The sequence below is a fragment of the Massilia hydrophila genome (assembly GCF_020208145.1).
GTDB lineage: Bacteria > Pseudomonadota > Gammaproteobacteria > Burkholderiales > Burkholderiaceae_D > Telluria > Telluria hydrophila.
Window position 1 is genome coordinate 507487 of record NZ_JAHYBX010000002.1, and the last position, 25731, is coordinate 533217.

The 25731-nt window shown below is 66.6% G+C and carries 20 protein-coding genes; 11 read left to right on the top strand and 9 right to left on the bottom strand.

Going from position 1 to position 25731, the window contains the following annotated elements; all coding sequences use genetic code 11:
- Positions 1-31 precede the first annotated feature (31 nt).
- The 4 genes from hprK to ilvA form a co-directional block, all read right to left on the bottom strand.
- Positions 32-967, bottom strand: a complete 936-nt coding sequence (gene hprK / locus LE190_RS09450) for an HPr(Ser) kinase/phosphatase (protein WP_225238446.1) — start codon at positions 965-967, stop codon at positions 32-34.
- Between the two features lie 52 nt (positions 968-1019).
- On the bottom strand, positions 1020-1502 hold the full coding sequence (locus LE190_RS09455; RefSeq protein WP_224946858.1) for a PTS sugar transporter subunit IIA: 483 nt from the start codon (positions 1500-1502) through the stop codon (positions 1020-1022).
- 329 nt (positions 1503-1831) lie between these two features.
- Positions 1832-2665 carry an NADPH-dependent 7-cyano-7-deazaguanine reductase QueF gene (queF, locus tag LE190_RS09460; RefSeq protein WP_225238447.1) on the bottom strand — a complete coding sequence of 278 codons (834 nt, stop codon included), beginning with the start codon at positions 2663-2665 and terminating at the stop codon, positions 1832-1834.
- A gap of 112 nt (positions 2666-2777) precedes the next feature.
- Positions 2778-4316 (bottom strand): threonine ammonia-lyase, biosynthetic, encoded by a 1539-nt coding sequence (gene ilvA / locus LE190_RS09465; RefSeq protein ID WP_224946860.1) that lies wholly within the window; start codon positions 4314-4316, stop codon positions 2778-2780.
- A gap of 196 nt (positions 4317-4512) precedes the next feature.
- Here ilvA and LE190_RS09470 point away from each other — a divergent pair, with 196 nt between their 5' ends.
- From LE190_RS09470 to LE190_RS09495, 6 genes are all read left to right on the top strand, one after another.
- Entirely contained in the window at positions 4513-5016 is a 504-nt protein-coding gene (locus tag LE190_RS09470; RefSeq protein WP_225238448.1) for a YqaA family protein, read from the top strand.
- A gap of 68 nt (positions 5017-5084) precedes the next feature.
- Positions 5085-6998, top strand: coding sequence for a M64 family metallopeptidase (locus LE190_RS09475; RefSeq protein WP_225238449.1), 1914 nt, complete (start codon positions 5085-5087; stop codon positions 6996-6998).
- Positions 6999-7015: 17 nt separating this feature from the next.
- Positions 7016-7345 (top strand): hypothetical protein, encoded by a 330-nt coding sequence (locus LE190_RS09480; RefSeq protein WP_225238450.1) that lies wholly within the window; start codon positions 7016-7018, stop codon positions 7343-7345.
- A gap of 214 nt (positions 7346-7559) precedes the next feature.
- A complete protein-coding gene (locus LE190_RS09485; RefSeq protein ID WP_225238451.1) occupies positions 7560-11567 on the top strand; it encodes a DUF3683 domain-containing protein in 4008 nt (1335 codons plus the stop codon).
- Complete coding sequence (locus LE190_RS09490; RefSeq protein WP_225238452.1) at positions 11564-12001, top strand: HIT family protein; 438 nt, start codon at positions 11564-11566, stop codon at positions 11999-12001. Before LE190_RS09485 ends, LE190_RS09490 begins: the two co-directional genes overlap by 4 nt.
- Before the next feature lie 10 nt (positions 12002-12011).
- Entirely contained in the window at positions 12012-12428 is a 417-nt protein-coding gene (locus tag LE190_RS09495; protein ID WP_225238453.1) for a gamma-butyrobetaine hydroxylase family protein, read from the top strand.
- A gap of 601 nt (positions 12429-13029) precedes the next feature.
- Here LE190_RS09495 and LE190_RS09500 read toward each other — a convergent pair.
- From LE190_RS09500 to LE190_RS09515, 4 genes are all read right to left on the bottom strand, one after another.
- A complete protein-coding gene (locus tag LE190_RS09500) occupies positions 13030-14301 on the bottom strand; it encodes a tetratricopeptide repeat protein (protein ID WP_225238454.1) in 1272 nt (423 codons plus the stop codon).
- 15 nt (positions 14302-14316) lie between these two features.
- Positions 14317-14544 carry a hypothetical protein gene (locus LE190_RS09505; protein ID WP_225238455.1) on the bottom strand — a complete coding sequence of 76 codons (228 nt, stop codon included), beginning with the start codon at positions 14542-14544 and terminating at the stop codon, positions 14317-14319.
- A 251-nt stretch (positions 14545-14795) separates the two neighbouring features.
- A complete protein-coding gene (locus LE190_RS09510) occupies positions 14796-15002 on the bottom strand; it encodes a cold-shock protein (protein WP_224946867.1) in 207 nt (68 codons plus the stop codon).
- Between the two features lie 175 nt (positions 15003-15177).
- Positions 15178-17400 carry a hybrid sensor histidine kinase/response regulator gene (locus tag LE190_RS09515; RefSeq protein ID WP_225238456.1) on the bottom strand — a complete coding sequence of 741 codons (2223 nt, stop codon included), beginning with the start codon at positions 17398-17400 and terminating at the stop codon, positions 15178-15180.
- Between the two features lie 148 nt (positions 17401-17548).
- Here LE190_RS09515 and ubiE point away from each other — a divergent pair, with 148 nt between their 5' ends.
- The 5 genes from ubiE to LE190_RS09540 all read left to right on the top strand — a co-directional run bounded on the left by ubiE (position 17549) and on the right by LE190_RS09540 (position 22248).
- On the top strand, positions 17549-18283 hold the full coding sequence (gene ubiE, locus LE190_RS09520) for a bifunctional demethylmenaquinone methyltransferase/2-methoxy-6-polyprenyl-1,4-benzoquinol methylase UbiE (RefSeq protein ID WP_225238457.1): 735 nt from the start codon (positions 17549-17551) through the stop codon (positions 18281-18283).
- A 10-nt stretch (positions 18284-18293) separates the two neighbouring features.
- The gene (locus LE190_RS09525) at positions 18294-19292 is read left to right on the top strand and encodes a Tim44 domain-containing protein (RefSeq protein WP_225238458.1); all 999 of its coding nucleotides are present in this window, start codon (positions 18294-18296) and stop codon (positions 19290-19292) included.
- A gap of 118 nt (positions 19293-19410) precedes the next feature.
- A complete protein-coding gene (locus tag LE190_RS09530) occupies positions 19411-20067 on the top strand; it encodes a ubiquinone biosynthesis accessory factor UbiJ (protein ID WP_225238459.1) in 657 nt (218 codons plus the stop codon).
- Positions 20067-21647: a ubiquinone biosynthesis regulatory protein kinase UbiB gene (ubiB, locus tag LE190_RS09535; protein ID WP_225238460.1), complete on the top strand. Its 1581-nt coding sequence runs from the start codon at positions 20067-20069 to the stop codon at positions 21645-21647. The genes LE190_RS09530 and ubiB overlap by 1 nt, the downstream gene beginning before the upstream one ends.
- Positions 21637-22248 (top strand): class I SAM-dependent methyltransferase, encoded by a 612-nt coding sequence (locus LE190_RS09540; RefSeq protein WP_225238461.1) that lies wholly within the window; start codon positions 21637-21639, stop codon positions 22246-22248. Before ubiB ends, LE190_RS09540 begins: the two co-directional genes overlap by 11 nt.
- Before the next feature lie 29 nt (positions 22249-22277).
- Here the strand turns inward: LE190_RS09540 and LE190_RS09545 are convergent.
- On the bottom strand, positions 22278-25731 hold a 3454-nt coding region (locus tag LE190_RS09545; RefSeq protein ID WP_225238462.1), incomplete at its 5' end, for a DUF4214 domain-containing protein.

Sequence of the window (25731 nt, forward strand, 5' to 3'; positions counted from 1 at the left end):
TGATAACCCAAACCTGCCGCGCATTGCGGACCTAGTCGCCGCTCATCGCTTGACGTTGCCGCTCCATGAATTCCTGCAGCGTGTCGATGCCGCGCAGCTGCAGGATGGTATTGCGTACCGCCGCTTCCAGCAGCACCGCGATGTTGCGGCCGGCCGCCACCGGAATGACGACTTTGCGGATCGGCAGGCCGAGCACATCCTCGGTCGGGTGCTGGAAGGGGAGGCGTTCGACTTCTTCGTCAAGCGTGCCGCGCTTGACCAGGTGGACGATCAGTTTCAGGCGCATCTTGCGCCGCACCGCCGTCTCGCCGAAGATCGCCTTGATGTCCAGCAGGCCCAGGCCGCGCACTTCCAGCAGGTTCTGCAGCAGCGGCGGGCAGCGGCCTTCGATCATGTTGGGCGCGATGCGCGAGAATTCCACCGCGTCGTCGGCCACCAGGCCGTGCGAGCGCGAGATCAGTTCCAGGCCCAGCTCGCTCTTGCCCAGGCCCGATTCGCCGGTGATCAGCACGCCCACGCCCAGCACGTCCATGAACACGCCGTGCATGATGACGCGCTGCGCCAGCTTCTTGGACAGATACACGCGCAGGAAGTCGATCACCTGCGCCGCCGGCAGCGGGGTCGAGAACAGGGGGATGTTCTGCTCGTCGCAGATGGCGAGGATGTCGGGCGGGGTTTCCAGGCCCTGGGCGATGATCAGGGCCGGCGGGCCGCCGCCTATCAGCTCGCCGATCACGTGGGTACGCGAGCTCGATTTCAGGCGGTGGTAGTAGTTCAGTTCCTGGTGCCCGAAGACCTGGATCCGTCCCGGGTGGATCAGGTTCAGGTGGCCGACCTGGTCGGCGGCCGAGGCCGCGTCGCCCGCGATCTGCCGCTCGCCGCCGGGAAAGCCCGCGAACCAGCCCAGTTGCAGGCTGTCCCGGTTGTCGTCGTACAGCCTTTGGATGGTCAGCGGGGTCTGCAGCATGGGCATGGCATGGGGACGCGGCGACATTGCCGCGTAGATAGTCTACTACGAGTCAGCCCAGGGCCTGCAGGCTCGGCTGCCAATTGATGATGCGCTCGTGGACCGATTTCGGGTCCGGGTCGGTGGCCAGTGCCTGGCGCACGGCTTCGTCCGAGAACAGCTCGGCGATCTCCGACAGGATTTCCAGGTGCTGCTGGGTGACGTGGTCGGGGATCAGGAGGAAGAACAGCAGGCTGACCGGCTGCCCGTCGGGCGATTCGAAAGGAATCGGTTCCTTCAGGCGCACGAAGGCGGCCAGTGGCGACTTCAGGCTCTTGGAACCCTTGATGCGGCCGTGCGGCACCGCGACCCCGTGGCCGAGGCCGGTAGAGCCGAGGCGTTCGCGCGCGAACAGGTTGTCCGAGACGGTCGAACGCGCGATGCCGCAATTGTTTTCGAAAATCAGGCCGGCCTGCTCGAAGGCGCGCTTCTTGCTGGAGACTTCCAGGTCGAGCTGCACGTTCTCGAGTGAGAGGATTTTGCTTAGGTTCGTCATGACTAGTGTGCGATGCACAGGGTAGCTGCTTGCGAGGCGGAATTATAGGCCGGTTTCAGGACAGTGACATTTGATTTCGCATCTGTACAGGCATACAGTCAAGCAGGCAGGAAAAGTGTGGCGAAAGCGTCCGTTTCTCCATGGAAAGCACGCCTGAGGAAAACGCAATTTCTTGAACGAAATCTTACCCAAACCGTGGCAAACGCGGCGCACCGGGCCGTGCGCCGTCTTTTCCCCGTATTCTGCCTGCTTTTTGTTCAAGCGTTTGGTCGGCCGTTTGCGTGGCGTGCGAGGCGGGCGGCTGTGGCTGAAAACGCACAGCCCGCCGCTTACTGGCGCGCGCCGCGCAGGTTGCCCGGCATGCCGGTGCTGAAATTGGCGCGCCAGGGATTGATGTCCAGGCCGCCGCGGCGGGTATAGCGCGCATACACCGCCAGCTTGGTGGGCCGGCACTGGCGCAGCACGTCCGTGAAGATGCGCTCGACGCACTGTTCGTGGAATTCGTTGTGCTCGCGAAAGCCGATCAGGTACTTGAGCAGGCCTTCCTGCTCGATCTGCGGTCCCACGTAGTGGATTTGCACGCTGCCCCAGTCCGGCTGGCCCGTGACCAGGCAGTTCGACTTCAGCAGGTGCGAGACCAGGGTTTCCTCGACCGGTGCCTCGTGCATGCTGGCCGACAGCAGCTGCGGTGCGGGCTGGTAGGCGTCGATCTCGATGTCAAGGCGGTCGAGCAGGGTGCCTTCCAGTTCGCCCATCCTCAGGCTGCCGAAGGCGTCGGGCGTGGTGAGCGCCACGTGCACCGGCGCGCCGAAAGCGCTTGATAAGTCCTGGCGCATCAGCTCCACCAGTGCGTCGGTACCGGCCAGGCGGGTCTGGTTGAAGGAGTTCAGGTACAGCTTGAACGACTTCGATTCGACGATGTTGGGCGAGTCGGCGGGTGCCGTGATGGTGGCGATCGCCACCTGCGGCTTGCCGCGCATGTTCAGCCACGACAGCTCGTAGGCATTCCAGATGTCGACCCCGAAGAAGGGCAGGCGGGTGCCGGCGCCCAAGCCGATCTCTTCGCGCTTTTGCAGGCGCGGGATCGGGAACAGCAGTTCGGGAGCGTACTGGCTCTGGTAGGCGGAGGATTTACCGAGTGGCGATTGGTCAGGAGTATTCATGGCGAGATGGGCGCTTGTGGCGCCCGTAGGGTAGCCGGCTGTGCCGGCCCCGTTCAGGTTAGCTTGCATACCGGCGGCCCGGGTAGGGCCGCGGTACAAAAATGGGTCGTGCTTATGCGCCCAGGAACAGCTTGTAGACCGGGTTGGCGCTCTCGTCCCAGTAGCGGTAGCCGAGGGTGGCGAGGAATTGCCGGAATTCGTCCATCTCGGCCGCCGGCACCTGGATGCCGACCAGGATGCGGCCCACGTCGCCGCCCTGGTTTCGGTAGTGGAACAGCGAGATGTTCCAGTTCGGCGCCATGCTGTCCAGGAAGCGCATCAGGGCGCCGGGCCGTTCGGGAAACTCGAAACGATACAGCAATTCGTCTTGCGCCAGTGCGCTTTTTCCGCCCACCAGGTGGCGGATGTGCAGCTTGGCCATCTCGTCGTGGGTCAGGTCGAGGGTGCGGAAGTCGTGCGACTCGAAGGTAGCAGCGAGCAGGCCCGACTCGCTGCGGCTGCCGACCTGCACCCCGACGAAGATGTGCGCCTCGCGCGCATCGCTGATGCGGTAGTTGAACTCGGTGACGTTGCGCGGCCCGACCAGCGCGCAGAAGCGCCGGAAGCTGCCGCGCTGCTCGGGGATGGTCACCGCGAACACGGCTTCGCGCGATTCGCCCAGCTCGGCCCGTTCGGCCACGAAGCGCAGGCGGTCGAAGTTCATGTTGGCGCCGCAGGCCACCGCCACCAGGGTCTCGCCCCTGACCGGTTCGCGCGCCATCTGCGAACGTTCCACATAGGCCTTGGCCCCGGCCACCGCCAGCGCGCCGGCCGGCTCGAGGATGCTGCGGGTGTCCTGGAACACGTCCTGGATCGCGGCGCAGATCGCGTCGGTGTCGACCAGGACGATCTCGTCGACCACCTGCTGCGCCACGCGGAAGGTCTCCACGCCCACCTGGCGCACCGCGGTGCCGTCCGAGAACAGGCCGACGTCGTTCAGGGTCACGCGCTCGCCGGCCTTCAGGCTGCGCGCCATCGCGTCCGAATCGACGGTCTGCACCCCGATCACCCGGATGTCCGGGCGCACCGCCTTGATGTAGGCGCCCACGCCCGCGATCAGGCCACCGCCGCCGATGGCCACGAAGACCGCATGGATCGGGCCCGCGTGCTGGCGCAGGATCTCCATGCCGATCGTGCCCTGGCCGGCGATCACGTCGGGGTCGTCGAAGGGGTGGACGAAGCTCAGGCCCTGCTCCTTTTCGAGCAGCAGCGCGTGGTGGTAGGCGTCGGTATACGACTCGCCGTGCAGCACGACTTCGACGCTGGCGCCGCCGCGCGCCCTGACCGCATCGACCTTCACCTGGGGAGTGGTGGTGGGCATCACCACCAGCGCGCGGCAGCCAAGCCGGCTCGCGGACAGGGCCACGCCCTGGGCATGGTTGCCGGCCGAGGCGCAGATCACGCCGCGCCGCAGCGCTTCCGGCGCCAGCTGGGCCATCTTGTTGTAGGCCCCGCGCAGCTTGAAGCTGAACACGCTTTGCATGTCCTCGCGCTTGAAGTAGATGCGGTTGCCGATGCGCTGCGACAGGGTGGGGGCGTATTCGAGCGGCGTTTCTTCGGCCACGTCGTAGACGCGGGCGGTCAGGATTTTCTTGAGGTAGTCGGTAGTCATGGTCGGCAATCGGTTTGCAGGGCCGGCGGGGAATGGGGCCGGCGGTCCGGACGACGCACACTGACTGGCTCGGAGGGTGACCGGCGCGTGTCGTGGCGATACGGCTGGCCGGGTGGGCTGCGGCGTATCGTGTCGTTACGATGAGTGATCCTCATTATAATGGACACCCGTCGTCCTTGCCCAAGACCCCTATCCGATGATCGAATCCGCCGTCCTCTGGCTGCTCAACGTCCTTGCCGCGCCGACCGTCGGACTGACCTCCATCTTCATCATCAGCTTCGTTTCGGCGACCCTGCTGCCGCTGGGGTCGGAGCCGGCCGTATTCGCCGTGGTCAAGGCCAATCCGGCCATGTTCTGGCCGGCGGTGCTGGTGGGCACGCTCGGCAACACGCTGGGCGGGGCGGTCGACTACTTCATCGGCTACCGCGCCAAGATCGCCTTCGCCAAGGAGCGCCAGAGCCGCTGGTTCGGCTGGCTCAAGAAATACGGGGCCAAGACCATGCTGCTGTCCTGGGTGCCGGGCGTGGGCGACCCGCTGTGCACCCTGGCCGGCTGGCTGCACCTGCCGTTCTGGCCGAGCGTGATGTACATGGCGATCGGGAAGTTCGCGCGCTACGTCACCATGACCGCGGTGCTGCTCTACATCCCGGACGGCTTCTGGAAAACCCTGGGCGATTTCTTCGAACGCCTGATCGGCTAATCGGCTATTCGGCTAATGGCTGTGCTAAAGTGCCATAGTTGCAACAACCTGAACCTGCGCTTCCCACCATGGCCGATGTCACCCCGCTGCTCTCGAACGGCACTCCCGCCGCCCGTGTCGATATCACCTTTGTCGCCGAGGGCTACCTGGCCAGCGAACGCGACAAGTTCCTGGCCGATGCGGCCCGCTTCCTCGACTACATGTTCAACTCGGGCAACGCCGCCCTGAACACGCCGTTCTCGCAATACCAGGACTACTTCAATGCCAACGCCCTGTTCGTGGCCTCGAACCAGTCGCGCTGGGACGTCACCTCGGGCATGGCCGACACCTATTTCAAGGCCAACACCTACCTGGCCGACGGCCGCCTGGTGTACGGCGACAGCGCCAAGGTATACGAGACGGTGAGCGCCAGCCTGCCGCAGAACGCGCAGGATATTACCATCATCCTGGTCAATTCCAAGGCCTACGGCGGGGCCGGCGGCTCGCTGTCCTGGGTCACCACCGGCAACCTGTCCTCGGCCGAGATCCTGCTGCATGAACTGGGCCACAGCGTCGCCGGCATGGCCGACGAATACGTCGATGCGGCGCTCGGTTCCAGCCCCCTGGGCGGGCCGCTGCGCCTACCGAACGTCACCAGTGAAAAGGAGTCCCCGCCCTGGGCGGCCTGGCTCGGCTACGAGGACAGCCTTGGCAAGGTCGGCGTCTACGAAGGCGGCTACTACCGCTCCAGCGGAGTCTGGCGCGCCACCCACGATTCGAAGATGCTGCACCTGGGCCAGCCCTTCAATGCGCCGCAGAAGGAGGCGCTGGCGCTGAGCTTCTACCGCATGGCGGGCGACTACCTGGCGCTCGACGCGCGCATTCCCGGCCTGTACATCGCCGATGTGCCGGACCCCACGCGCCTGGCCTATACCTGGAGCCGTGACGGCGCCGTCCTGTCCACCGACTACCGCTTCGACGCCTATGGCGCCAGCCTGCATGGCAGTGGCGCACAGCTCACCCTGTCGACGCGCGACGCCACTGGCCTGATCCGCACTGGCCTGGACGGCACGCGCCAGAGCGAGAGCGTGACGCTGCAGGGGCAGGTGGTCGACATGGCAGGAGACCATGCCAGCATCGCCGACGGCGGCCGCCTGTTCCGCTTCGATGGCGGCAGCAACACCGTGTCCTTCCAGGCCGGCGCCGCCGCCTCCTATGTCGATGGCGGCAACGGGGTGGACACCCTGGTGCTGGGACTGGCGCAGGGGCAGTTCACGCTGGAGCAGCTGGCCACCGGCACCTGGCTGCTGGGCGGCGCGGCGGCGCCGCTGCTGGCGCTGCGCAACGTCGAGTTCATCCAGTTCAGCGACACGCTGCGCGCGCTGGCCGAGCTGGTGTTCGGGGCGGGCGGCAACGACTACCTGCATAACCGCGCCGGCAGCGAAGTGGTGGATGGCGGCGCCGGCACCGACCTGCTGCGCTACGGCGGCGTGCGCGCCGGCTTCGTGGTCGAGAAAAGCGGGGGCGGCTTCACCGTCACCGACCGCGCCAGCGGCGCGGCCGACGTCCTCACCAGCGTCGAGCGCCTGCTGTTCGACGATGCCGTCATCGCGCTCGACATCGACGGCGTGGGCGGACAGGTGTACCGCCTGTACCAGGCCGCCTTCGACCGCATACCGGACAGCGGTGGACTGGGTTACTGGATCAAGGCCATGGACGGCGGCTACAGCCTGCACGAGGTGGCAAAGCTGTTCATGGATCAGAACGAATTCCGGGCCCTGTATGGCAGCGCTACCAGTAATGCCCAGATCATCGACAAGCTGTACCAGCACATCCTGCACCGGCCGGGGGACAGCGGCGGCACGGCCTTCTGGCTGGATATCCTGGACCAGGGCAAGGCCGACCTGGCCAGTGTGCTGGCCGCCATCAGCGAAAGCCGGGAAAACCAGGATGCCGTGGCCAGCCTGATCGGCGACGGCTTCGCCTACACACCCTGGGCTTGAGCATGGAAGGCAAGGGCATGGACAAGCCGTCGAAGGCGCCCAGCCTGCTGGTGCTGGCGCTGATCCTCGTTGCGCTGGCCGTGTTCGGCTTCATGGGCGCCAGGACGATGCTGAGCAAGCATGCGGCGAATACCGAGCAGCAGCTGGCCCTGGTCTGGCCGGAGCTGGCACGCCTGCCGCAGGCGGAGCGCAACTTCCTGGTCGAGCTGGCGCTGACCTGCAATGTGTCGGCGCGCCCGGCGACGCGGCCCGAGGTGGTCGAATGCCTGCGCTCGGTGAGCGGCGGGGCGCAGTCGGAGGCCGGGGCGCGCCTCGAGCGCCTGCTCGGCCAGGCACCGGCGCGGTAAACCACTTGCCCGGAGCTCCTTTGCACTTCTGCCGCAAAGGGCAAAGGAACGCTGCATGGAAGCGGGTTTGTGCAAAGGAAATTTTGTACTGACAGTGCTTGCCGGCATTTTCTTGCGCGGGTGCTTGTGCTTTTTGCCTCGGCTCCGGCATGGTGCATCGCAATAAGCTAGAATGAACGTCCTTCGGACCGGTCCGACCGACGCTAGGCAATCCATGAACGCGCCCGTAAACATCCATACCCTGCTCGCCGACAACGCTCCTGCGCGCCTGCGCGAAATCCCGTACAACTACACCTCGTTCTCCGATCGCGAAATCGTGATCCGCCTGCTGGGTGAGTCGTCCTGGCGCCTGCTCGACGCGCTGCGCGGGGCGCGCCAGACCGGCCGTTCGGCCCGCATGCTGTACGAGGTGCTGGGCGACATCTGGGTGGTGCGCCGCAATCCCTACCTGCAGGACGACCTGCTGGACAACCCGAAGCGGCGCCAGAAGCTCATCGACGCGCTGCACCACCGCCTGGCCGAAGTCGACAAGCGCCGCCTGACGGTCGACGCGGCCGACGGCGACGGGCAGGGCGCCGCCGCGCGCAGCGCCGCGGTCGAACAGCTGCTGGCCAGCGCGCGCCAGGCGGTGGACGATTTCGCGCGCGAATTCCGCGAGACCTACGACCTGCGCAAGCGCGCGAAGCAGGTGCTCGGCGCCTATACCGACAAGCGCAACATCCGCTTCGACGGCATGCACCGCGTCTCGCACGTCACCGACGCCACCGACTGGCGCGTCGAATATCCCTTCCTGGTGCTGCTGCCGGACAGCGAAGAGGAGATGGCCGGCCTGGTGAAGGGCTGCATCGAACTGGGACTGACCATCATCCCGCGCGGCGGCGGCACCGGCTATACCGGCGGCGCGATCCCGCTGACGCCGATGTCGGCCGTGATCAATACCGAAAAGCTGATCCAGCTGGGCGAGGTCGAAATGACGCGCCTGCCGGGCACGGACCGCGACTACGCCACCATCCATACCGGCGCCGGCGTGGTCACCCAGCGCGTCTCGCAGGCTGCTGAAAAGGCCGGCTTCGTGTTCGCGGTCGATCCGACCTCGGCCCACGCATCCTGCATCGGCGGGAACATCGCGATGAACGCGGGCGGCAAGAAGGCCGTCCTGTGGGGCACCGCGCTCGACAACCTGGCATCGTGGCGGATGGTCGATCCGAACGGCGACTGGCTCGAAGTTACGCGCATGGACCACAATTTTTCCAAGATCCACGACGCGCCGGTGGCCACCTTCAGGCTGGAATGGACCCACCCGACGCCGCGCGGGGCCGCAAAAGGCGAACCGTTCCGCGTCGAGACGCTGAGCATCGAAGGCCGGCGCTTCCGCAAGGAAGGCCTGGGCAAGGACGTCACCGACAAGTTCCTGGCCGGCCTGCCGGGCATCCAGAAGGAGGGCACCGACGGCCTGATCACCTCGAGCCGCTGGATCCTGCACCGGATGCCGAAGTTCACCCGCACCGTGGCGCTGGAATTCTTCGGCCAGGCGCGCGACGCGATCCCCTCGATCGTCGAGATCAAGGATTACCTGGACAGCCTGCCGAAGAACGGCGACCCGGCCTTTTCCACCTTGCGCCTGGCGGGCCTGGAGCACCTCGACGAGCGCTACCTGCGCGCGGTCGGCTACGCCACCAAGTCCAAGCGCGGCGTGCTGCCCAAGATGGCGCTGTTCGGCGACATCGTCGGCGACGACGAGAACGCGGTGGCGATCGCCGCCTCGGAAGTGGTGCGCCTGGCGAATACCCGGGTGGGCGAGGGCTTCGTTGCCGTCAGTCCGGAAGCGCGCAAGAAATTCTGGCTCGACCGCGCCCGCACGGCGGCCATCGCGCGCCATACCAACGCCTTCAAGATCAACGAAGACGTGGTGATCCCGCTGAACCGCATGGGCGAGTACACCGACGGCATCGAGCGCATCAACATCGAGCTCTCGATCAGGAACAAGCTGCAGCTGGCCGAGGCCCTGCACGCCTGGCTGGCGCAGGACCAGCTGCCGATCGAGAAGAGCGACGACGCCACCGGCGACACCGTCGACCGCGAAGAGATCCTGGGCGAGCGCCCGCAGCAGGCGCTGGCCCTGGTGGGGCAGGTGGCCGCGCGCTGGCGCTTCATCCTCGCCAACCTCGACGCCCCGCTGGCCGGTGTGCGCGGCAAGCTCGATGAACTGGGCCTCGACCACCTGAGCGCCACGCTCGACCAGCGCATCGGCGCCCAGCCGGATGCGCTGCTGTTCGACGTGGTGCAGGACCACGGCATCCGCGTCTCCTGGAAGCAGGAACTGCGTGCGCCGCTGCGCCAGATCTTCAACGGCGCCGCCTACAAGTGCATCCTCGACGAATGCACGGCCATCCACCAGCGCGTGCTGCGCTCGCGCGTGTTCGTGGCCCTGCACATGCACGCGGGCGACGGCAACGTGCACACCAACCTGCCGGTGAACTCGGACGACTACGCGATGCTGCAGGATGCGCACCAGGCGGTCGAGCGCATCATGAAGCTGGCCCGCTCGCTGGACGGCGTGATCTCGGGCGAGCACGGCATCGGCATCACCAAGCTCGAATTCCTGCTCGACTCCGAGATCAGCGAGTTCCGCGACTACAAGCTGCGGGTCGATCCGGAAGGGCGCTTCAACAAGGGCAAGTTGCTGAACCGGGAAGGCGCCTTCGCCGACCTGCGCAACGCCTACACGCCATCGTTCGGCCTGATGGGGCACGAGTCGCTGATCATGCAGCAGAGCGACATCGGCGAGATCGCGGCCAGCATCAAGGACTGCCTGCGCTGCGGCAAGTGCAAGCCGGTCTGCACCACCCACGTGCCACAGGCGAACCTGCTGTATTCGCCGCGCGACAAGATCCTGGCCACCTCGGCCCTGATCGAGGCCTTCCTGTACGAGGAACAGACCCGGCGCGGCGTCTCGATCCGCCACTGGGAAGAATTCGAGGACGTGTCCGACCACTGCACCGTTTGCCACAAGTGCGTCACGCCGTGCCCGGTGAACATCGATTTCGGCGACGTCTCGATGAACATGCGTAACCTGCTGCGCAAGATGGACAAGCGCAGCTTCAAGCCGGCCAACCGGGCCGCCATGTTCTTCCTGAACGCGACCGACCCGACCACCATCAACGCCACGCGCAAGCTGATGGTCGACTGGGGTTATAAAGCCCAGCGCCTGGGCAACCAGATGCTGCGCGGCCTGGCCAAGCCGCAGGTGGAAGCGCCGCCCCCGACCACCGGCAAGGCGCCCGTGCGCGAGCAGGTGATCCACTTCATCAACAAGAAAATGCCGGGCAACCTGCCCAAGAAGACGGCGCGCGCCCTGCTCGACATCGAGGACGACAAGGTCATCCCGATCATCCGCGACCCGAAGAAGACCACGGCCGACACCGAGGCCGTGTTCTACTTCCCCGGCTGCGGCTCGGAGCGCCTGTTCTCGCAGGTGGGCCTGGCCACCCAGGCCATGCTGTGGGAAGTGGGGGTGCAAACCGTGCTGCCGCCGGGCTATTTGTGTTGCGGCTACCCCCAACGGGGCGCCGGACAGTATGACAAAGCCGACAAGATGGTGACGGACAACCGCGTGCTGTTCCACCGCATGGCCAACACGCTGAACTACCTCGACATCAAGACGGTCGTGGTGTCGTGCGGCACCTGCTACGACTCGCTGGCGAACTATGAGTTCGACAAGATCTTCCCGGGCTGCCGCCTCATCGACATCCACGAATACCTGATGGAAAAAGGGGTGAAGCTGGAAGGCGTGAGCGGCACCCGCTACATGTACCACGATCCCTGCCACACGCCGATGAAGATGCAGGACTCGCTCAAGACCGTGAACGCGCTCGTCTCGACCTTCGATAACGTGAAGATCGAGAAGAACGAGCGCTGCTGCGGCGAGTCCGGCACCTTCGCCGTGAGCCGCCCGGACATCGCGACCCAGGTGCGCTCGCGCAAGGAAGGCGAGATGGAGCAGGGCGCGGCCAGGCTGCGCGCGGACGGCTTCGACGGCCAGGTCAAGGTGCTCACCAGCTGCCCGTCCTGCCTGCAGGGCCTGTCGCGCTACAATCACGACGCCGGCACGACGGCCGACTACATCGTGGTCGAGATGGCGCGCCACCTGCTGGGAGAAAACTGGATGCCCGACTACGTGGCGCGCGCCAACAACGGCGGGATCGAAAGGGTGCTGGTATGAAGGAAGTGTTGCGGGAGCCCGGCTGCGAACTATGCGAGCTGGCCGTGCCCGTGGTGTGGCAGGGAGAAAAATTCAGCGTCATCCTGGTCGACGATGCGGCCTATCCAGGCTTTTGCCGGGTGATCTGGCGCGAGCACGTGCGCGAGATGAGCGACCTGGCGCAGGCCGACCGGCTGCTGCTGAACGATGCCGTCCACCGCGTCGAACAGGCGGTGCGTGAAGTCATGCGGCCCCTGAAGGTCAACGTGGCCAGCCTCGGCAACGTGGTGCCGCACCTGCACTGGCACGTCATTGCGCGCTATGCGGACGATGCGCATTTCCCGGCGCCCGTGTGGGCCCAGGCCGTGCGCCAGACCGATGCGGCGGCGCTGGCCGCGCGCCGCGCACTGCTGCCGGCGCTGTCGGCTGCGATCGCCCACTGTTTCCAGGAATAAGAGGAGCCCCATGCCCAACCCAACCGACATCGCCGTACGCCAGAAATCGCGCGTGCTGGAGATCGCCTTCGACGATGGCAGCCGCTTTGCGATTCCCTTCGAGCTGATGCGCGTCTATTCTCCCTCGGCCGAGGTGAAGGGCCATGGCCCGGGCCAGGAAGTCCTCCAGCTCGGCAAGCGCGAGGTGGGCATCCAGGGCGTGGAGCCGGTCGGGAACTATGCGATCAAGCCGCTGTTCGACGACGGCCACGAGAGCGGCATCTTCACCTGGGATTATCTCTACAAGCTGGGCAGCGAGCAGGATGCGCTGTGGAGCCAGTACCTCGGCCGCTTGCAGGCAGCCGGCTTCGAAGGCGACAGCGGGCGCGCGCCGGGTACCGCATTGCCGGACGCGGCGCCAAAGTCGGGCTGCGGGCATCACCACTGAGCCGGCGGGTTCGGGCGGCGGCGATCACAGGCCAGCGAGCCGGCAAGTGACCGAGTTCCGCCAATGGCGGACCTGCACGACGCCTGGCATGCGGGCAACGGGATCCCGTTCTTTGCCCTGACCATCCTGGAGCGACCTTGATCAGGCTTCCGGGACAGCGGACCTTGTCCGGGGCAGGCGGTAATTCACGTGCAGGCAAAGCAGGCACACGGAAACGACCCACAGGTAGCCCCCGGAAGCGAGACCGGTTGACGCCGCTGCGCTACCGGGATCGCCGGCGCATCCAAGCGCCGGGATCACGATGCTCGTCAACGCAAGCATCATCGTGATCAGGGCAACGGGTACGGGCGTGCTGCGTTCCGGCCGGCGCAAGAGAATCGCCGCTACGATCCACAGGACGCCGAGATTGGCAAGCCAACGTGGGTCAAGCCCAAGGAACCCGACATATCCGGTCAAGAGAACGATATATCCGTAAAAGCCTTCCCCGTTCGTGCAACTGAATGCCGGAAGGGCCAGGCTGGCGAGATAAGCGGCGCTCCCGACTGCAAGCGTCAAGCCCGAAGGGAAGCGCAAGATAGATGAAATTGGCATGAATGGCAGGTCAAGGCTTCGGTAAGCACGCTTTGTCGTTCTCATCAGTGCATGAGCGGGGCAGGGCCGTCTCGGTCTCGCTTTTTTCCGGCAGTGGCGTACCTTCGTTCCAGCAGTTCGCCAGGCGCTGCGCCTGTTCCAGCTGCGCGGGGGACAGGGGCTCGCGCAGGCGGGAGGCATGCTGCGTGCCGGAGACCTTGGACCTGGCGAGGAGGTAGAGCATGTGCGCGATGACCGGATCTGCCCGAACGCCGTCGCCGCGCGCGTACAGGTCGCCAAGGCGATTCAGGGCGCCGGCGGATCCGCGCTCGGCAGCTTTACGCGACCAGAAGGCGGCAAGCGGATAGTCGTGGACAGTGCCGGCGACGTTCTCGTAGAAACGCCCCAGTTCTTCCTGCGCCACGAGGCTCCCGCCATTCGCCAGTTCGATCAGGCAGGCAGTTGCCTGGGCGCCGGCATGCTGAAGTTCATAGATACCGTTGTGATTGCCCTGCCTTGCCGCAGCGCAGAACCATGCCACGGCAAGGGAATGGTCTGGCGGGACGCCTTCTCCACGCCCATGCATCTGGGCGATGCTGAGGGGCGCGTCAGCATGCCCCTGGCTGGATGCCTGCTTGTACCAGTACAGCGCCTTTGCCGGGTCGCGCGGCAGGCCACGACCCATCCGGTAAGCATTCCCGAGTCCGTTCTGCGCTTCGGCGACGCCTTGCCGGGCCGATTTTCCCATCCAGTAGGCCGCCTTGGCGTCGTCCTGCACTTCAGGTTGGTAACGATAGAGATTCGCCAGTGCCAACTGATCCATCTCGTCGCCTTGTGCGGCCACCTTCTTCATCCAGAAGACCGCCTTTTTGTAATCGCGCAAGGCTACCGCACGGAGATGGAGATCGCCGAGATTTCGTTGCGCGGCGACGAGCCGCCGGGCGGCCGCTTTCTGAAACCAGAAGCGCGCCTGCTCGACGTCCCGCGGGGTGCCCCTGGCATGAAAATACAGCTCACCCAAGGCATTCTGCGATTTCGCATAGCCTTGTTTTGCCGACTGTTGAAACCACCGGAACGCTTGCGCCTCGTCCTTCGGCACTCCCTGGCCGTTCAAATACATCAGGCCGAGATAATACTGGCTGCTTGCATCGCCGTTTCGCGCCAACGGCGCCAGTCCCCGCAAGGCTGCCGCAAAATCCCCGCTGCGATAATCGGCGATCGATCCGGTGAAGTCGCCGGCGCCGGCCGGGCCAGGCATCGACAGTGCAAGGACGAGGCCAAGGACAGATGCTGTTCTCTTCATGGGAGCGCCGCCCGGTTATTTGTCGTGCCTGGAAAAAAAGGAAAACAGCAGGAGGGGCGGAGCGATGATCGGAATCAGATAGATACCGACCTTGATGAATGCCAGCTGGTCGAGTCCGAGCGCTTGATTGACTGCCGGCGCCAGCGCGGTCATATAGTAATAGGACCAGGGAAGCATGCCGATCAGGACCGCCAGTTTCGCGTAATTGCGCATGACTTGCAGTGCCTTGCTCTTCGTTTCCACGGTTGCTTTCCCGAATAATGGTCCAGCATTCAGTGTACGGTCGATTTTTCCTTACTGAAAGTTATATTTGGTTCGGGGATCAGGCAATTCATCTCGGCCATGACTATGCGCGTTTCGGTTCGTACGCTCACCTCGAAGCAACAGGGGGTAGCCAACCGGGAGCGGGATAGCCATAAAGACAAAGAGCACGTCCATCGACGTGCTCTTCTGCTTTTGCGCCTGTCCGCGCTCCAGGCGCGGACCGCGCCGATTTACGCCTGCGGCTGGATGTTCGCTGCCTGCTTGCCTTTCGGGCCCGCAGTGATGTCGAAGCTCACGCGCTGGTTCTCAGCGAGCGACTTGAAGCCTTGCGCATTGATGGCCGAGAAGTGTGCAAACACGTCTTCGCCGCCGCCGTCCGGGGTGATGAAGCCGAAACCTTTTGCATCGTTGAACCACTTTACAGTGCCAGTCGCCATGGTAATTCCCTCTTGAAGTTTATCTGTTTTATCGCGTTGTCGGCGCAACCAGGAGGTGCAGGACCAGCGGCGTGCTCAACATTGCAAAAATGATTATAGACACTAATTTTCAAAAGTGAAGCAGGAATTTCAATCGTGCGAGACACTTTTTTGCGGCATTTTTATTAGCTTTCCTTTACACCTGCATCGTCTTGGCCAGCAGGGCGACCAGGCGCTCGATCGGATAGGGCTTGGCCAGCACCTGCACGCCGGGGATGCTGGGCTGGCGCTCGGTATAGCCGGTGGCCAGCACCACCGGCAGCGCCGGATAGCGCTGGCGCACGATGGTGGCCAGGTCGATGCCGCTTACCGTACCCGGCATGACGATGTCGGAAAACACCACGGCCGGGCGTGCGCCTTCCGCCAGCAGGGCCACGGCTTGCTCGCCGTCGCGCGCCACCAGCACCTCGAACCCGGCTTCCTCGAGCGCATGCGTGACCGCCTCGCGTACCAGCGCATCGTCCTCGACGAACAGGACGCTGCCGCGGGCACGTGGCAGCGCGGCGCCGGCGCCGGCGCCATCGGCGGCCGGCGCGGACAGCGGCCGGCGCGCGCGCGGCAGGTAGATGTCGACCCGGGTGCCCTTGCCCGCTTCGCTGTCGAGCTGCAGCAGGCCCTGCGACTGGGCCGCGAAGGCATAGGCCTGGGGCAGTCCGAGGCCGCTGCCCTGGCCCTGGGCCTTCGTGGTAAAGAAGGGATCGAGCGCGCGCGCCAGCACCTCGGGCGGCATGCCTTCGCCGCTGTCGCTGACCGTCACCCGCACGTAGTCGCCCGGCGCCAGTCCGCCCGGCGGCTGCGCCGCCACCCCATCGAAGGACAGCTTGCGCGCCTCGATGCGCAGCTCGCCCCCGCGCGGCATGGCGTCGCGCGCGTTCACGGCCAGGTTGAGCAGGGCGAGGTCGAACTGCAGCGGTTCCACCGTCACCGCCCAGCCCGGCTCCTCGCAGTCGACGCGCAGGGCGATGTCGTCGCGCAGGGCGCCCTGCACCAGCTGCACGGCGCTGTCCAGCTGGCGGCAGGCGTCCACGGTTTCCAGGCGCGCTTCCTGGATCCGGCCGAAGGAACCCAGCTGGCCGGCGAGGGCGGTGGCGCGCTGCACGGTCTTCTTGCAGGTCTGCACCAGCCCCAGTACCTTGGGCTGGGTGGTGGCGAGTTCGGCCAGTTGCAGGGCCGTAGTGAGGGTTTGCAGCAGGTTGTTGAATTCGTGCGCGATGCCGCCGGTGAGCCGGCCCAGCGCTTCCAGCTTCTGGGCCTTGAGCAGGGCGCCCTGGGCCCGTTCGGTGGTGGCGACCGCTTCCGCCACGCGCGCTTCCAGTTCCTGCTGCGAGTGGCGGATCTGGCGGCTGGCCTCGGCCATGCGGCGCGCCACGCCGTCGATCTCGGCCAGGCCCTGCGGCCGGTAGTCCAGTTCCTTGCCCTGGCCAAGCCGCTCGGCGCTGCGGCCGAGCGTTTCGATCGGGCCGATGGCGCGGTGGGCGAGGCGGTGCGCGGCCAGCAGGCCGGCCGCCAGCAGCGCCGCCATCATCCCGCCCAGCAGGGCGGCCGCCTTCAGCGGCACGCGCTGGATGTCCTGCATGGGGATGCTGACCAGGACCTTCCATCCCGACAGCGGCACGGTGTCGAAGAAGGCGCGCACGTCGATCCCGTCCAGGGTGCGGCTTTCCGACACGCCATGGCTGGCCGCCTTGATGCGCTGGACGGTACCGGGGCTCGCCTGCTTGCCGACGAAGCGCTGCGGATCGCGCGAGCGGGCCAGCACGGTACCCTGGCGGTCGACCAGGGACACGATCCAGTCGGGGCGGATGGCATGCCGTACCAGCAGCTTCTGCAGGCTGGCGACCTCGATCCCCATCAGCAGGAAGTAACGGATCTGCCCTTCCATGATCACCGGCACCTGGATCGCGTAGTCCTGCTTGCCGCCGAGCGGCGCCTGGAACAGGTCGGAAACCAGGACCGCGCCGGGGCCGCGCTGGCGCATCAGCTCGCCGATGTTCGAGGAACGCCGCTGCGGCAGCGGGGCGCCGAGCGCGCGGCGGGTGTTGAGCAGTTGTCGTCCGTCCAGGTCGGTCAGGACGATGACCGATTCGGCAGTCGGCGCCATGCGGCGCGCGAAGGCGTGGAAATGTTCCATGTCGCCGGCATGCAGCGAAGCGGCGTTGGCCAGCGTGTCGAGGATGGCGGCGCGGCGCTGCAGTTCGTAGTCGACCAGCAGCGCGAAGCTGCGGGTGGCCTCGGCCACGTTTTCCACCTGGGCCTTCTGTTCCTCGCGGTACACGTAGGCCACGGCCAGTGCCGCCGCGATGAAGGCGGGGACCAGCAGGGACAGCACGAGGACCAGCAATCGGGTACGGATGCGCATGGCGGGAAGCGGCGAGCTTCGTCAAATCAATCATTATACGGACAACAAGATTTCATTGTAAAAACATCCTTTGGTATCGCGGCCGGGCCCGGCGCGTGACATATGGCCGAGCTTGTATAATGTGACAACCCCTCATCCGCAGGCACATATGACCAATACCACCCACTTCGGCTACAAGACCGTCGCCGAGGACCAGAAGGTCCAGGAAGTCGCGAAGGTCTTCCATTCTGTCGCATCGAAATACGACGTCATGAACGACCTGATGTCGGCCGGCCTGCACCGGGCCTGGAAACTGTTCACGATCGCCCAGGCGGGCGTGCGGCCCGGCTTCAAGGTGCTCGACATCGCCGGCGGCACCGGCGACCTGGCCAAGGCCTTCGCGAAGCAGGCCGGACGCACGGGCGAAGTCTGGCTCACCGACATCAACGAGTCGATGCTGCGCGTGGGCCGGGATAGACTATTGAATAAGGGCCTGGTGACCCCAACTCTGTTGTGCGACGCCGAGAAGCTGCCTTTCCCGGACAATTACTTCGACCGCGTCAGCGTGGCTTTCGGCCTGCGCAACATGACGCACAAGGACCAGGCGCTGGCCGAGATGCGCCGCGTACTCAAGCCCGGCGGCAAGCTGCTGGTGCTGGAATTCTCGAAGGTGATCGCGCCGCTGCAAAAGCCTTATGACCTGTATTCGTTCTCGGTGCTGCCGTGGCTGGGACAGAAGATCGCCGGCGACGCCGAGAGCTATCGCTATCTGGCGGAATCGATCCGGATGCACCCGGACCAGGAAACCCTGAAGGCGATGATGCTCGATGCGGGCCTGGAGCGGGTCCAGTATCACAACCTGACGGCCGGTGTGGCGGCATTGCATACCGGTATCAAACTGTAAGGAAGCAGAGATGAAAAAAATCGTGGCAACGATGGTACTGGCAGTCACCGCGCTGTCGATGATCGCCGAGGCCAGCGCGCGCCCGATGGGTGGCAAGCGTTCCTTCGGCCGCCAGTCGCAGCCGGTGAAGCAGATGCAGGCGCCAGCCCCCGCCCCGACGCCGGGCATGCAGCCGCAGCGCGCACCGGCCGCGGCGCCGGCCGCGGCCGGCGCCGCCGGTGCCGCCGCCGCGCAGGCCAAGCGCCCGAGCATGTGGAAGGGCATCCTCGGCGGCGCCCTGCTGGGCCTGGGCCTGGGCGCGCTGCTGTCGCACTTCGGCATCGGTGGCGCGCTGGCCAGTGCCATCTCGGCGATCCTGATGATCGGCCTGTTGGCCCTGGCGGTGCTGTTCGTGGTGCGCATGCTGCGCCGCAAGGACACCCCGGCCAATCCATCCTTCGGCGGCTATGCCAATCCGGTGCCGGCCGGCGCCGCGCCGCATGGCCATGCGGGTGCGGTGGCGACGCCGGAAATCGGCTCCGCCCTGCGCCAGCCGTCCGCATTCCAAGGCCAGCCAGGCCAGGGCGGCGTCTCGCTCGGCAAGCCCGGCGCGGTACCGGCTGCAGCGGCCACGGCCGCGCACAGCCAGTGGGGCGTGCCGTCCGACTTCGACCAGGACGCCTTCCTGCGCCATGCGAAAGCCTCGTTCATCCGCATGCAGGCTGCCTGGGACCGCGGCGACACCCAGGACCTGCGCGAATTCACCACGCCCGAGGTCTTTGCCGAACTCAAGCTGCAGATCCAGGAGCGCAATGGCGCCAGCGACTTTACCGACGTGGTGACGATCGACGGCCAGCTGCTGGGCATCGAGACCACCGCCACCGATTACCTGGCCAGCGTGCAGTTCAACGGCATGATCCGCACCGCCCAGAACGCGCCGGCCGAGCCCTTCGTGGAAGTCTGGAACATGTCGAAACCCCTGTCGGGCCAGGGGGGCTGGGTGCTGGCCGGTATCCAGCAGATTGCTTGATCGCTGGGTAATTATTTTTCGGTAAAGCTTCGTGCTGCCGGGTTTGTGACCGGCAAACTGGTAAGATCGAACCGCCCGACCTAGCCGGGCGGTTTTTTTTTCATTAACGTGTGCTGCCATGTTCCCGAGTTCCACCATGCTGGCGACGCCCGCCGTCGCCACGATCAATCATCTGCTGGCCCAGGAAGCCTGGGCGCGCGACGCGCTGGCGCGCCATGCCGGCAAGCTGGCCTGCATCGACCTGGGCCAGTTCGCGCTGCGCGTGCGCGTGGCGCGCGACGGCATGCTGGAAGCCGCCGGCGGGGAAGAGCCCGCCAGCGTGAGCATCCGCCTCAAGCTGGCCGACCTGCCCTTGCTCCTGCAAAACCGCGAGCGGGCTTTTTCCTACGTCAAGATCGAGGGTGACGCCGAGTTCGCCAACACCCTGTCGACGCTGTCGAAAGACCTGCGCTGGGATGCCGAGTACGACCTCGAGCGCGTGCTGGGCCCGCTCGGCGCACGCCGCCTGGTGGGTGGCGCGCGGGGCGCGGCCGACGGCGTGCTGGGCAGCGGCCGGAGGCTGGCCGGGAACCTGGCCGAATTCCTGCTGGAAGAGCGCCCGGTGCTGGTGCGGCCGGCGGCCGTGGACGAATTCGCGGCCGACGTCGTGCGCCTGCGCGACGACGTCGAGCGCGCCGCCAAGCGCATCGCCCGCCTCGAGCAGCGCCTGGCCCAGGCCTCCGCACCTGCCCCCGCACCTGCACCAGCACGCGTGATACTGAGTCCGGATAACTGATGATATTGAAATTCCTGCGCCTGCTGAAAATCCTTGCCGTCGCGACCAAGTACGGTCTCGACGAAATCGCCGTCACCAGCCTGCACGCGCCGCGCACCGCACGCTTCATGAACACGGTGTTCTTCTGGCGCCGCATCACTTCGCCGCGCGCGATCCGCCTGCGCCAGGCATTGGAAGAACTCGGCCCGATCTTCATCAAGTTCGGCCAGGTCCTGTCGACCCGGCGCGACCTGATGCCGCCCGACATCGCCGACGAGCTGTCGCTGCTGCAGGACCGGGTGCCGCCCTTCGATTCGGACCTGGCGATCGCCCAGATCACCGAAGCCCTGGGCGCCCATCCCGACCAGCTGTTCGCCAGCTTCGAGCGGGTGCCGGTGGCCTCGGCCTCGATCGCGCAGGTGCACTTCGCCACGCTGAAGGACGGCACCGAGGTCGCGGTCAAGGTGCTGCGTCCCGGCATGCGCAAGACCATCGACGAAGACCTGGCGCTGATGGACATGGCCGCCCGCCTGATCGAGAGGGTATGGGCCGAGAGCCGCCGCCTGAAGCCGCGCGAAGTGGTCGCCGAATTCGACAAGTACCTGCACGACGAGCTCGACCTGATGCGCGAAGCGGCCAACGCCAGCCAGCTGCGCCGCAACTTCGCCAACTCGAACCTGCTGATGGTGCCGGAAATGTACTGGGACTATTGCTCGAGCAGCGTGATCGTGATGGAACGCATGCGCGGCATCCCGGTGTCGCAGATCGACCGCCTGGCGGCCGAGGGCGTGGACCTCAAGAAGCTCTCGAGCGACGGCGTCGAGATCTTTTTCACGCAGGTTTTCCGCGACGGCTTCTTCCATGCCGACATGCACCCGGGGAACATCCTGGTGTCGGTGGAGAAGGAAACCTTCGGCCGCTACATCGCACTCGACTTCGGCATCGTGGGCACCCTGAACGACTTCGACAAGGACTACCTGTCGCAGAACTTCCTGGCCTTCTTCCGGCGCGACTACAAGCGGGTGGCCGAGGCCCACATCGAATCGGGCTGGGCGCCGCGCGATACCCGCGTCGACGAGCTGGAATCGGCGGTGCGCGCCTGCTGCGAGCCGATCTTCGACCGGCCCTTGAAGGACATTTCCTTTGGCCAGATCCTGCTGCGCCTGTTCCAGACCTCGCGCCGCTTCAATGTCGAGGTGCAGCCGCAGCTCGTTCTGCTGCAGAAGACCCTGCTCAACATCGAGGGACTGGGACGCCAGCTCGATCCCGACCTCGATTTGTGGAAGACCGCGAAACCCTATCTGGAACGCTGGATGAGCGAGCAGGTCGGCTGGCAGGGCCTGGTCGAGCGCCTGCGCGCGGAAGCGCCGCGCTATGCCCATATCTTCCCGCAGCTGCCGCGCCTGCTGCACCAGACGCTCGAGCGCCACGCCCACTCGGGCATGACGACGCAGAATGGCCACCAGGTCGCCAACGCCGACCTGATGGCGGCCCTGCTGGTCGAGCAGCGCCGCACCAACCGCCTGCTGGCCTTCCTGGGCGCGGTGGTGGTGCTGGTGGGCAGCCTGACGGCCGGCTATTTCGTGCTGCATGGCGGCTGACCCCGCTGGCTTTGCCAGCCGCGATCCGCTCAGTCCGCAATTCTGGGACGAGCGTTTCGCCCGCTCCTTCACTCCCTGGGACCGGGGCGGCGTGCCGCAGGCGCTGCGCGACTTCGTGGCGCGCAGCCCGGCGCCGCTGTCCACCCTGATTCCCGGCTGCGGCAGCGCCTACGAGCTGGCCTTCCTGTGCGAGGCCGGCTGGGATGCGCTCGCGATCGATTTCGCACCCGAGGCGGTGGCGCGCGGCAGGGCGCTGGCGGGCCAGTGGGAGACGCGCGTGGTGCAGGCGGATTTCTTCGCCTGGCAGCCGCCGCAGGCGTCCGGCTTCATCTACGAGTGCGCCTTCCTGTGCGCACTGCCGCCGGCCATGCGTGCGCACGTGGCGGCGCGCTGGGCCGCCTTGCTGCCGCCCGGCGCCCTGCTGGGCGGCTTCTTCTTTTTTGACCAGACGGTAAAAGGCCCGCCTTTCGGCATCGACAGGGCAGGGCTGGCGGCCTTGCTGGCGCCTTGCTTCGATCTCGTCGAGGATGCGCCGGTGGCGGATTCCATTCCGATCTTTGCCGGCAAGGAGCGCTGGATGCTCTGGCGGCGCCGCGCCTAGCCGGCGTCATGCGCCGCCACGGCGCGGCATCAGAAGGTATCGATCGTGGTCGATATCGTCCCGACCAGGCCGATCTTCTCGGCCGATTCCGCAAACCCCACCAGGACCTCGGCGCGGGTGCCCATGCCGCGGTCGAGCACCTCGGTCCAGTAGGCGAGTTCCGCCACGCTTGCCGTGCGTCCCAGGCCGACCTGGTACAGGTGCGCCACGAAGGCCGCGTTGCTGGCCTGGCCAAGGCGCTGCTGCGCTTCCGTCGACTGCAGGAAGTTGTCGGCGATGTCGCGCATGCCGAGCCCGGCCTCGGCGCAGCCGAGCCAGAAATTGATGCCGTCCTCGTCCACCTGGCGCCCGAACATGGTGCTGTACAGGCGTACCAGCATGGCGGCATCGCTGCCGTTGAACGAGACGTCGGCCGCGTCCATGCCGGCTGCCGCGAAACGCAGGGTTTCGACGTTGGCGATGGTGTCGGCGCCGGCGCTAGCTTGGGCGCGGTGGCTCAGGACCAGGTTGCCCTGCGCGATCCGCATGCTGTAGTCGGCCAGGCTGGCGCCGGCCAGGCGCACGGTATCGTGGCCGCTGCCCCCGTCGAGGTAATTGTTGCCGGTGCCGCCGAAGAGCAGGTCGTTGCCTTCGTCGCCGAAGATGCGGCTGTTGCCGCCCGTGCTGCCGAGGATATCGTCGCCGCCTCCCCCATGCAGGATGCCGTTGCCGGCGCCCAGCATGATGCTCTGGCTGGCGCCGTCGCCCCATACCGCCTGCGCACCGTTGCCCGTCACCGTGGCTGCGCCGACGATGGCCGCGAACGCGACGTCCTGCAGCGCGATCGCCGTGCCGGCGGACAGGGCGCGGGTATCGATCACCAGTGCCGCCAGGGGCGCGTCCGGCGCGTGCGGCGTACCGGCGATGACGAGCGGGGTGGCGCCGGCTTGCGCGGAGCTGGCCGGCCGCAGGGTCTGTACCAGCAGCGGCGCGTCGGATGCGATCCCGGACAGGAAATCGCTACCGCCGCCGACCATGTTCAGCTGGTCGCGCGAGCCGGTCTCGGTATGCAGCGTGATCTCGCGGATCAGGTCCGTCAGCGAGGCGCCGGCGGCTTTTGGTGCGCCGTCGCCGATCACCTGCAAGCCGTAGCCGACCGGCAGCTGTGCGCTCAGCACGGGTTGACCGCCACGGGATGCCAGCGGGATGTCGGCTACCGTGTTGTTGCCGACCTGTTCGTGACGGGTGTCGACGACGATCGGGATGTCCAGCAGGCGCGCGCTGCTGCCGTCCGGCTTGTCGACGGTGCCGATCCGGATCTCGACGCCGTCCACGGTGTCGTGCACGACCGGCGGCCGTTCGTCCACGTCCGTGACCGCCACCGTCAGCATCTGGCTGGCGCTGCCGCTCGCATCGGTGGCCGTGACCTCGACCAGGTAGCTGTTGTCGCGTGCCTGGCTGCCGGGGGTTTCGAAGTCGGGCGCGGCAGCGAAGCGCAGTGCTCCGCTGGAGGCATCGATCGTAAACAGCGCGGCGTCGGCGCCGCCGCTGATCGAATAGGTGACGGATCCGAACGCTTCCGCGCGCACGGTGGTGACGGCCGTCGTGTTTTCCTGCACGCTGGCGCGCGCCGTCGCCAGTCCACCGTCGCTGGTGATCACGGGGGCCATCACGGCGACGCCGCCCGGATCGGTGATGCTGCCGTTGACCATGCCGTCACTGTCGAAGATGCCGCCGTCGACCAGCTCGAAGGTGATCTTGGTCTTGCTGCCCACCGTCGTGACCGACTTGGCCAGGTTGGTCCACTTGCCGCTGATGTCCTGCTTGAAGTAGCTGTTGACCTTGAACGAAGCGTCGACGTAGATGCTGATCTCGACCGCTGCCCCCAGCACCACGTTGCCGATCGTGAAATCGAACACGCCGAGCGGCAGCTTGACGTTACGTGGCAGGCCGCCCGGGGCGGGCGCACTGCTCACCGCGCCCAGGGTCAGGCCGGGATCGACCGCCAGGGTGGCATACGGCGCGCCGCCGGCCACGGTGGGCAGCGACGCCACATTGATCTGGGCACTGTCGGCAATGCCGTCGCCGTTGCCATCGCCCGCCGTGCCGAATGCGCCCGGCACCGCGTCCTCGATCGAGTTCGGGCGGCCGTCGTTGTCCAGGTCACTGTCGTCGCGGTCGGCGGTGCCGTCGCCGTCGAGGTCCGCGAGCACGCTGATGCGCAGTGCCTGGGTGTCGATGCCGCCCTTGCCGTCGCTGACCTTCACGTCGACTTCGTATACGTTGTCGCGGCCGGCATCGGCCGGCTGACCGAACACCGGGGCGGTGCGGAAGCGCAGCACGCCGGTGCTGCCGTCGATGTCGAACAGGGCGCTGTCCGCGCCGCCGATGATGCTGTACGAGAGCGCGTCGCCGTCCGGGTCGCTGGCCGTCACGGTAGCCACCACGGCCTGCCTCTCGGCCATGGCGATCTCGGCGCTCGCTCCGCCGCCCCGGTTGGTGATCACCGGTGCCGCGTTGAATACCACATTGAAGGCCCCAAGGCCGGCGTTGGCCGCCATGGCATTGCCAGCCAGGTCGACCACCTGTCCGCTGGCCAGGCCGATGGTCCAGCTGCCGGCATGCTGGCTGGCGGACCAGCCGCCAGCCGGCGCCGCGATGGTGTAGGTGGCGATGCCGGTCTGCGGGTCGAAGCTTGCGCCCAGCACGGCGAGCGTGCCAACCGTGCCGGGACCGGTGACGACCAGGTCGCCCGCGCCCAGGCTGGCGGCGTCGATGCCCGCGGATGCATCCGCAAGCGCAAGACCAATCGTGAAGCTGTCGTTCCCGCTTGGCTGGCTCAGGGTCGGGCGCAGCACCGGGCCGGCGGTGGGCGCGACGGTATCGATGCGCAGCGGCGCCGCGTTGGTGCCGGCCGCACTGAGATTGCCCGCCTGGTCGGTCTGGCGTAGCCGCAGGGCGCCCGCAGCGTACAGGCCGTCGGCCAGCGTGAAGCCGGTGCCGCTGCCGGCGCTCCAGCTGGCGCCGCCATCAAGGCTGTACTCCCAGCTGGCGGCGTCAAGCGCCAGGCTCACGTCCACCGTGGCGTTCCGGGTGACGCCATCGCTGGCGCTGGCGCCGGTGTCGAGGGCCAGTGCAAAGCCCGGGGCCGGGACGGCCGTGTCGACCGTGATGGCCGCCGCGTTGGTGGCGGCGGCGCTCAGGTTGCCGGCGATATCGGTCTGGCGCACCTGGACCGAACCGGCCGCGTAGCTGCTTGCGGCCAGCGTGAAGCTGGTGCCGCTGCCGGCATTCCAGCTGGCACCGCCATCAAGGCTGTACTCCCAGCTGGCGGCGTCCAGCGCCAGGCTCACGTCGACCGTGGCCGCGTTGGTGATGCCATCGCTGGCGCTGGCGCCGGTGTCGAGCGCCAGTGCGAACGCCGGCATGCCCACGCTGGTGTCCACGGTCAGCGCCGTGCCGCTGGCCGTGCTTGCGCTCAGGTTGCCGGCGATATCGGTCTGG

Coding starts and splice junctions, on each gene's coding strand:
- LE190_RS09480 (WP_225238450.1), top strand. CDS start 7,016: ATGGACAAGCCGTCGAAGGCGCCCAGCCTGCTGGTGCTGGCGCTGATC.
- LE190_RS09475 (WP_225238449.1), top strand. CDS start 5,085: ATGGCCGATGTCACCCCGCTGCTCTCGAACGGCACTCCCGCCGCCCGT.
- LE190_RS09530 (WP_225238459.1), top strand. CDS start 19,411: ATGTTCCCGAGTTCCACCATGCTGGCGACGCCCGCCGTCGCCACGATC.
- hprK (WP_225238446.1), bottom strand. CDS start 967: ATGCTGCAGACCCCGCTGACCATCCAAAGGCTGTACGACGACAACCGG.
- queF (WP_225238447.1), bottom strand. CDS start 2,665: ATGAATACTCCTGACCAATCGCCACTCGGTAAATCCTCCGCCTACCAG.
- LE190_RS09540 (WP_225238461.1), top strand. CDS start 21,637: ATGGCGGCTGACCCCGCTGGCTTTGCCAGCCGCGATCCGCTCAGTCCG.
- ubiE (WP_225238457.1), top strand. CDS start 17,549: ATGACCAATACCACCCACTTCGGCTACAAGACCGTCGCCGAGGACCAG.
- ilvA (WP_224946860.1), bottom strand. CDS start 4,316: ATGACTACCGACTACCTCAAGAAAATCCTGACCGCCCGCGTCTACGAC.
- LE190_RS09470 (WP_225238448.1), top strand. CDS start 4,513: ATGATCGAATCCGCCGTCCTCTGGCTGCTCAACGTCCTTGCCGCGCCG.
- LE190_RS09485 (WP_225238451.1), top strand. CDS start 7,560: ATGAACGCGCCCGTAAACATCCATACCCTGCTCGCCGACAACGCTCCT.
- LE190_RS09525 (WP_225238458.1), top strand. CDS start 18,294: ATGAAAAAAATCGTGGCAACGATGGTACTGGCAGTCACCGCGCTGTCG.
- LE190_RS09500 (WP_225238454.1), bottom strand. CDS start 14,301: ATGAAGAGAACAGCATCTGTCCTTGGCCTCGTCCTTGCACTGTCGATG.
- LE190_RS09455 (WP_224946858.1), bottom strand. CDS start 1,502: ATGACGAACCTAAGCAAAATCCTCTCACTCGAGAACGTGCAGCTCGAC.
- LE190_RS09490 (WP_225238452.1), top strand. CDS start 11,564: ATGAAGGAAGTGTTGCGGGAGCCCGGCTGCGAACTATGCGAGCTGGCC.
- LE190_RS09495 (WP_225238453.1), top strand. CDS start 12,012: ATGCCCAACCCAACCGACATCGCCGTACGCCAGAAATCGCGCGTGCTG.
- ubiB (WP_225238460.1), top strand. CDS start 20,067: ATGATATTGAAATTCCTGCGCCTGCTGAAAATCCTTGCCGTCGCGACC.
- LE190_RS09510 (WP_224946867.1), bottom strand. CDS start 15,002: ATGGCGACTGGCACTGTAAAGTGGTTCAACGATGCAAAAGGTTTCGGC.
- LE190_RS09515 (WP_225238456.1), bottom strand. CDS start 17,400: ATGCGCATCCGTACCCGATTGCTGGTCCTCGTGCTGTCCCTGCTGGTC.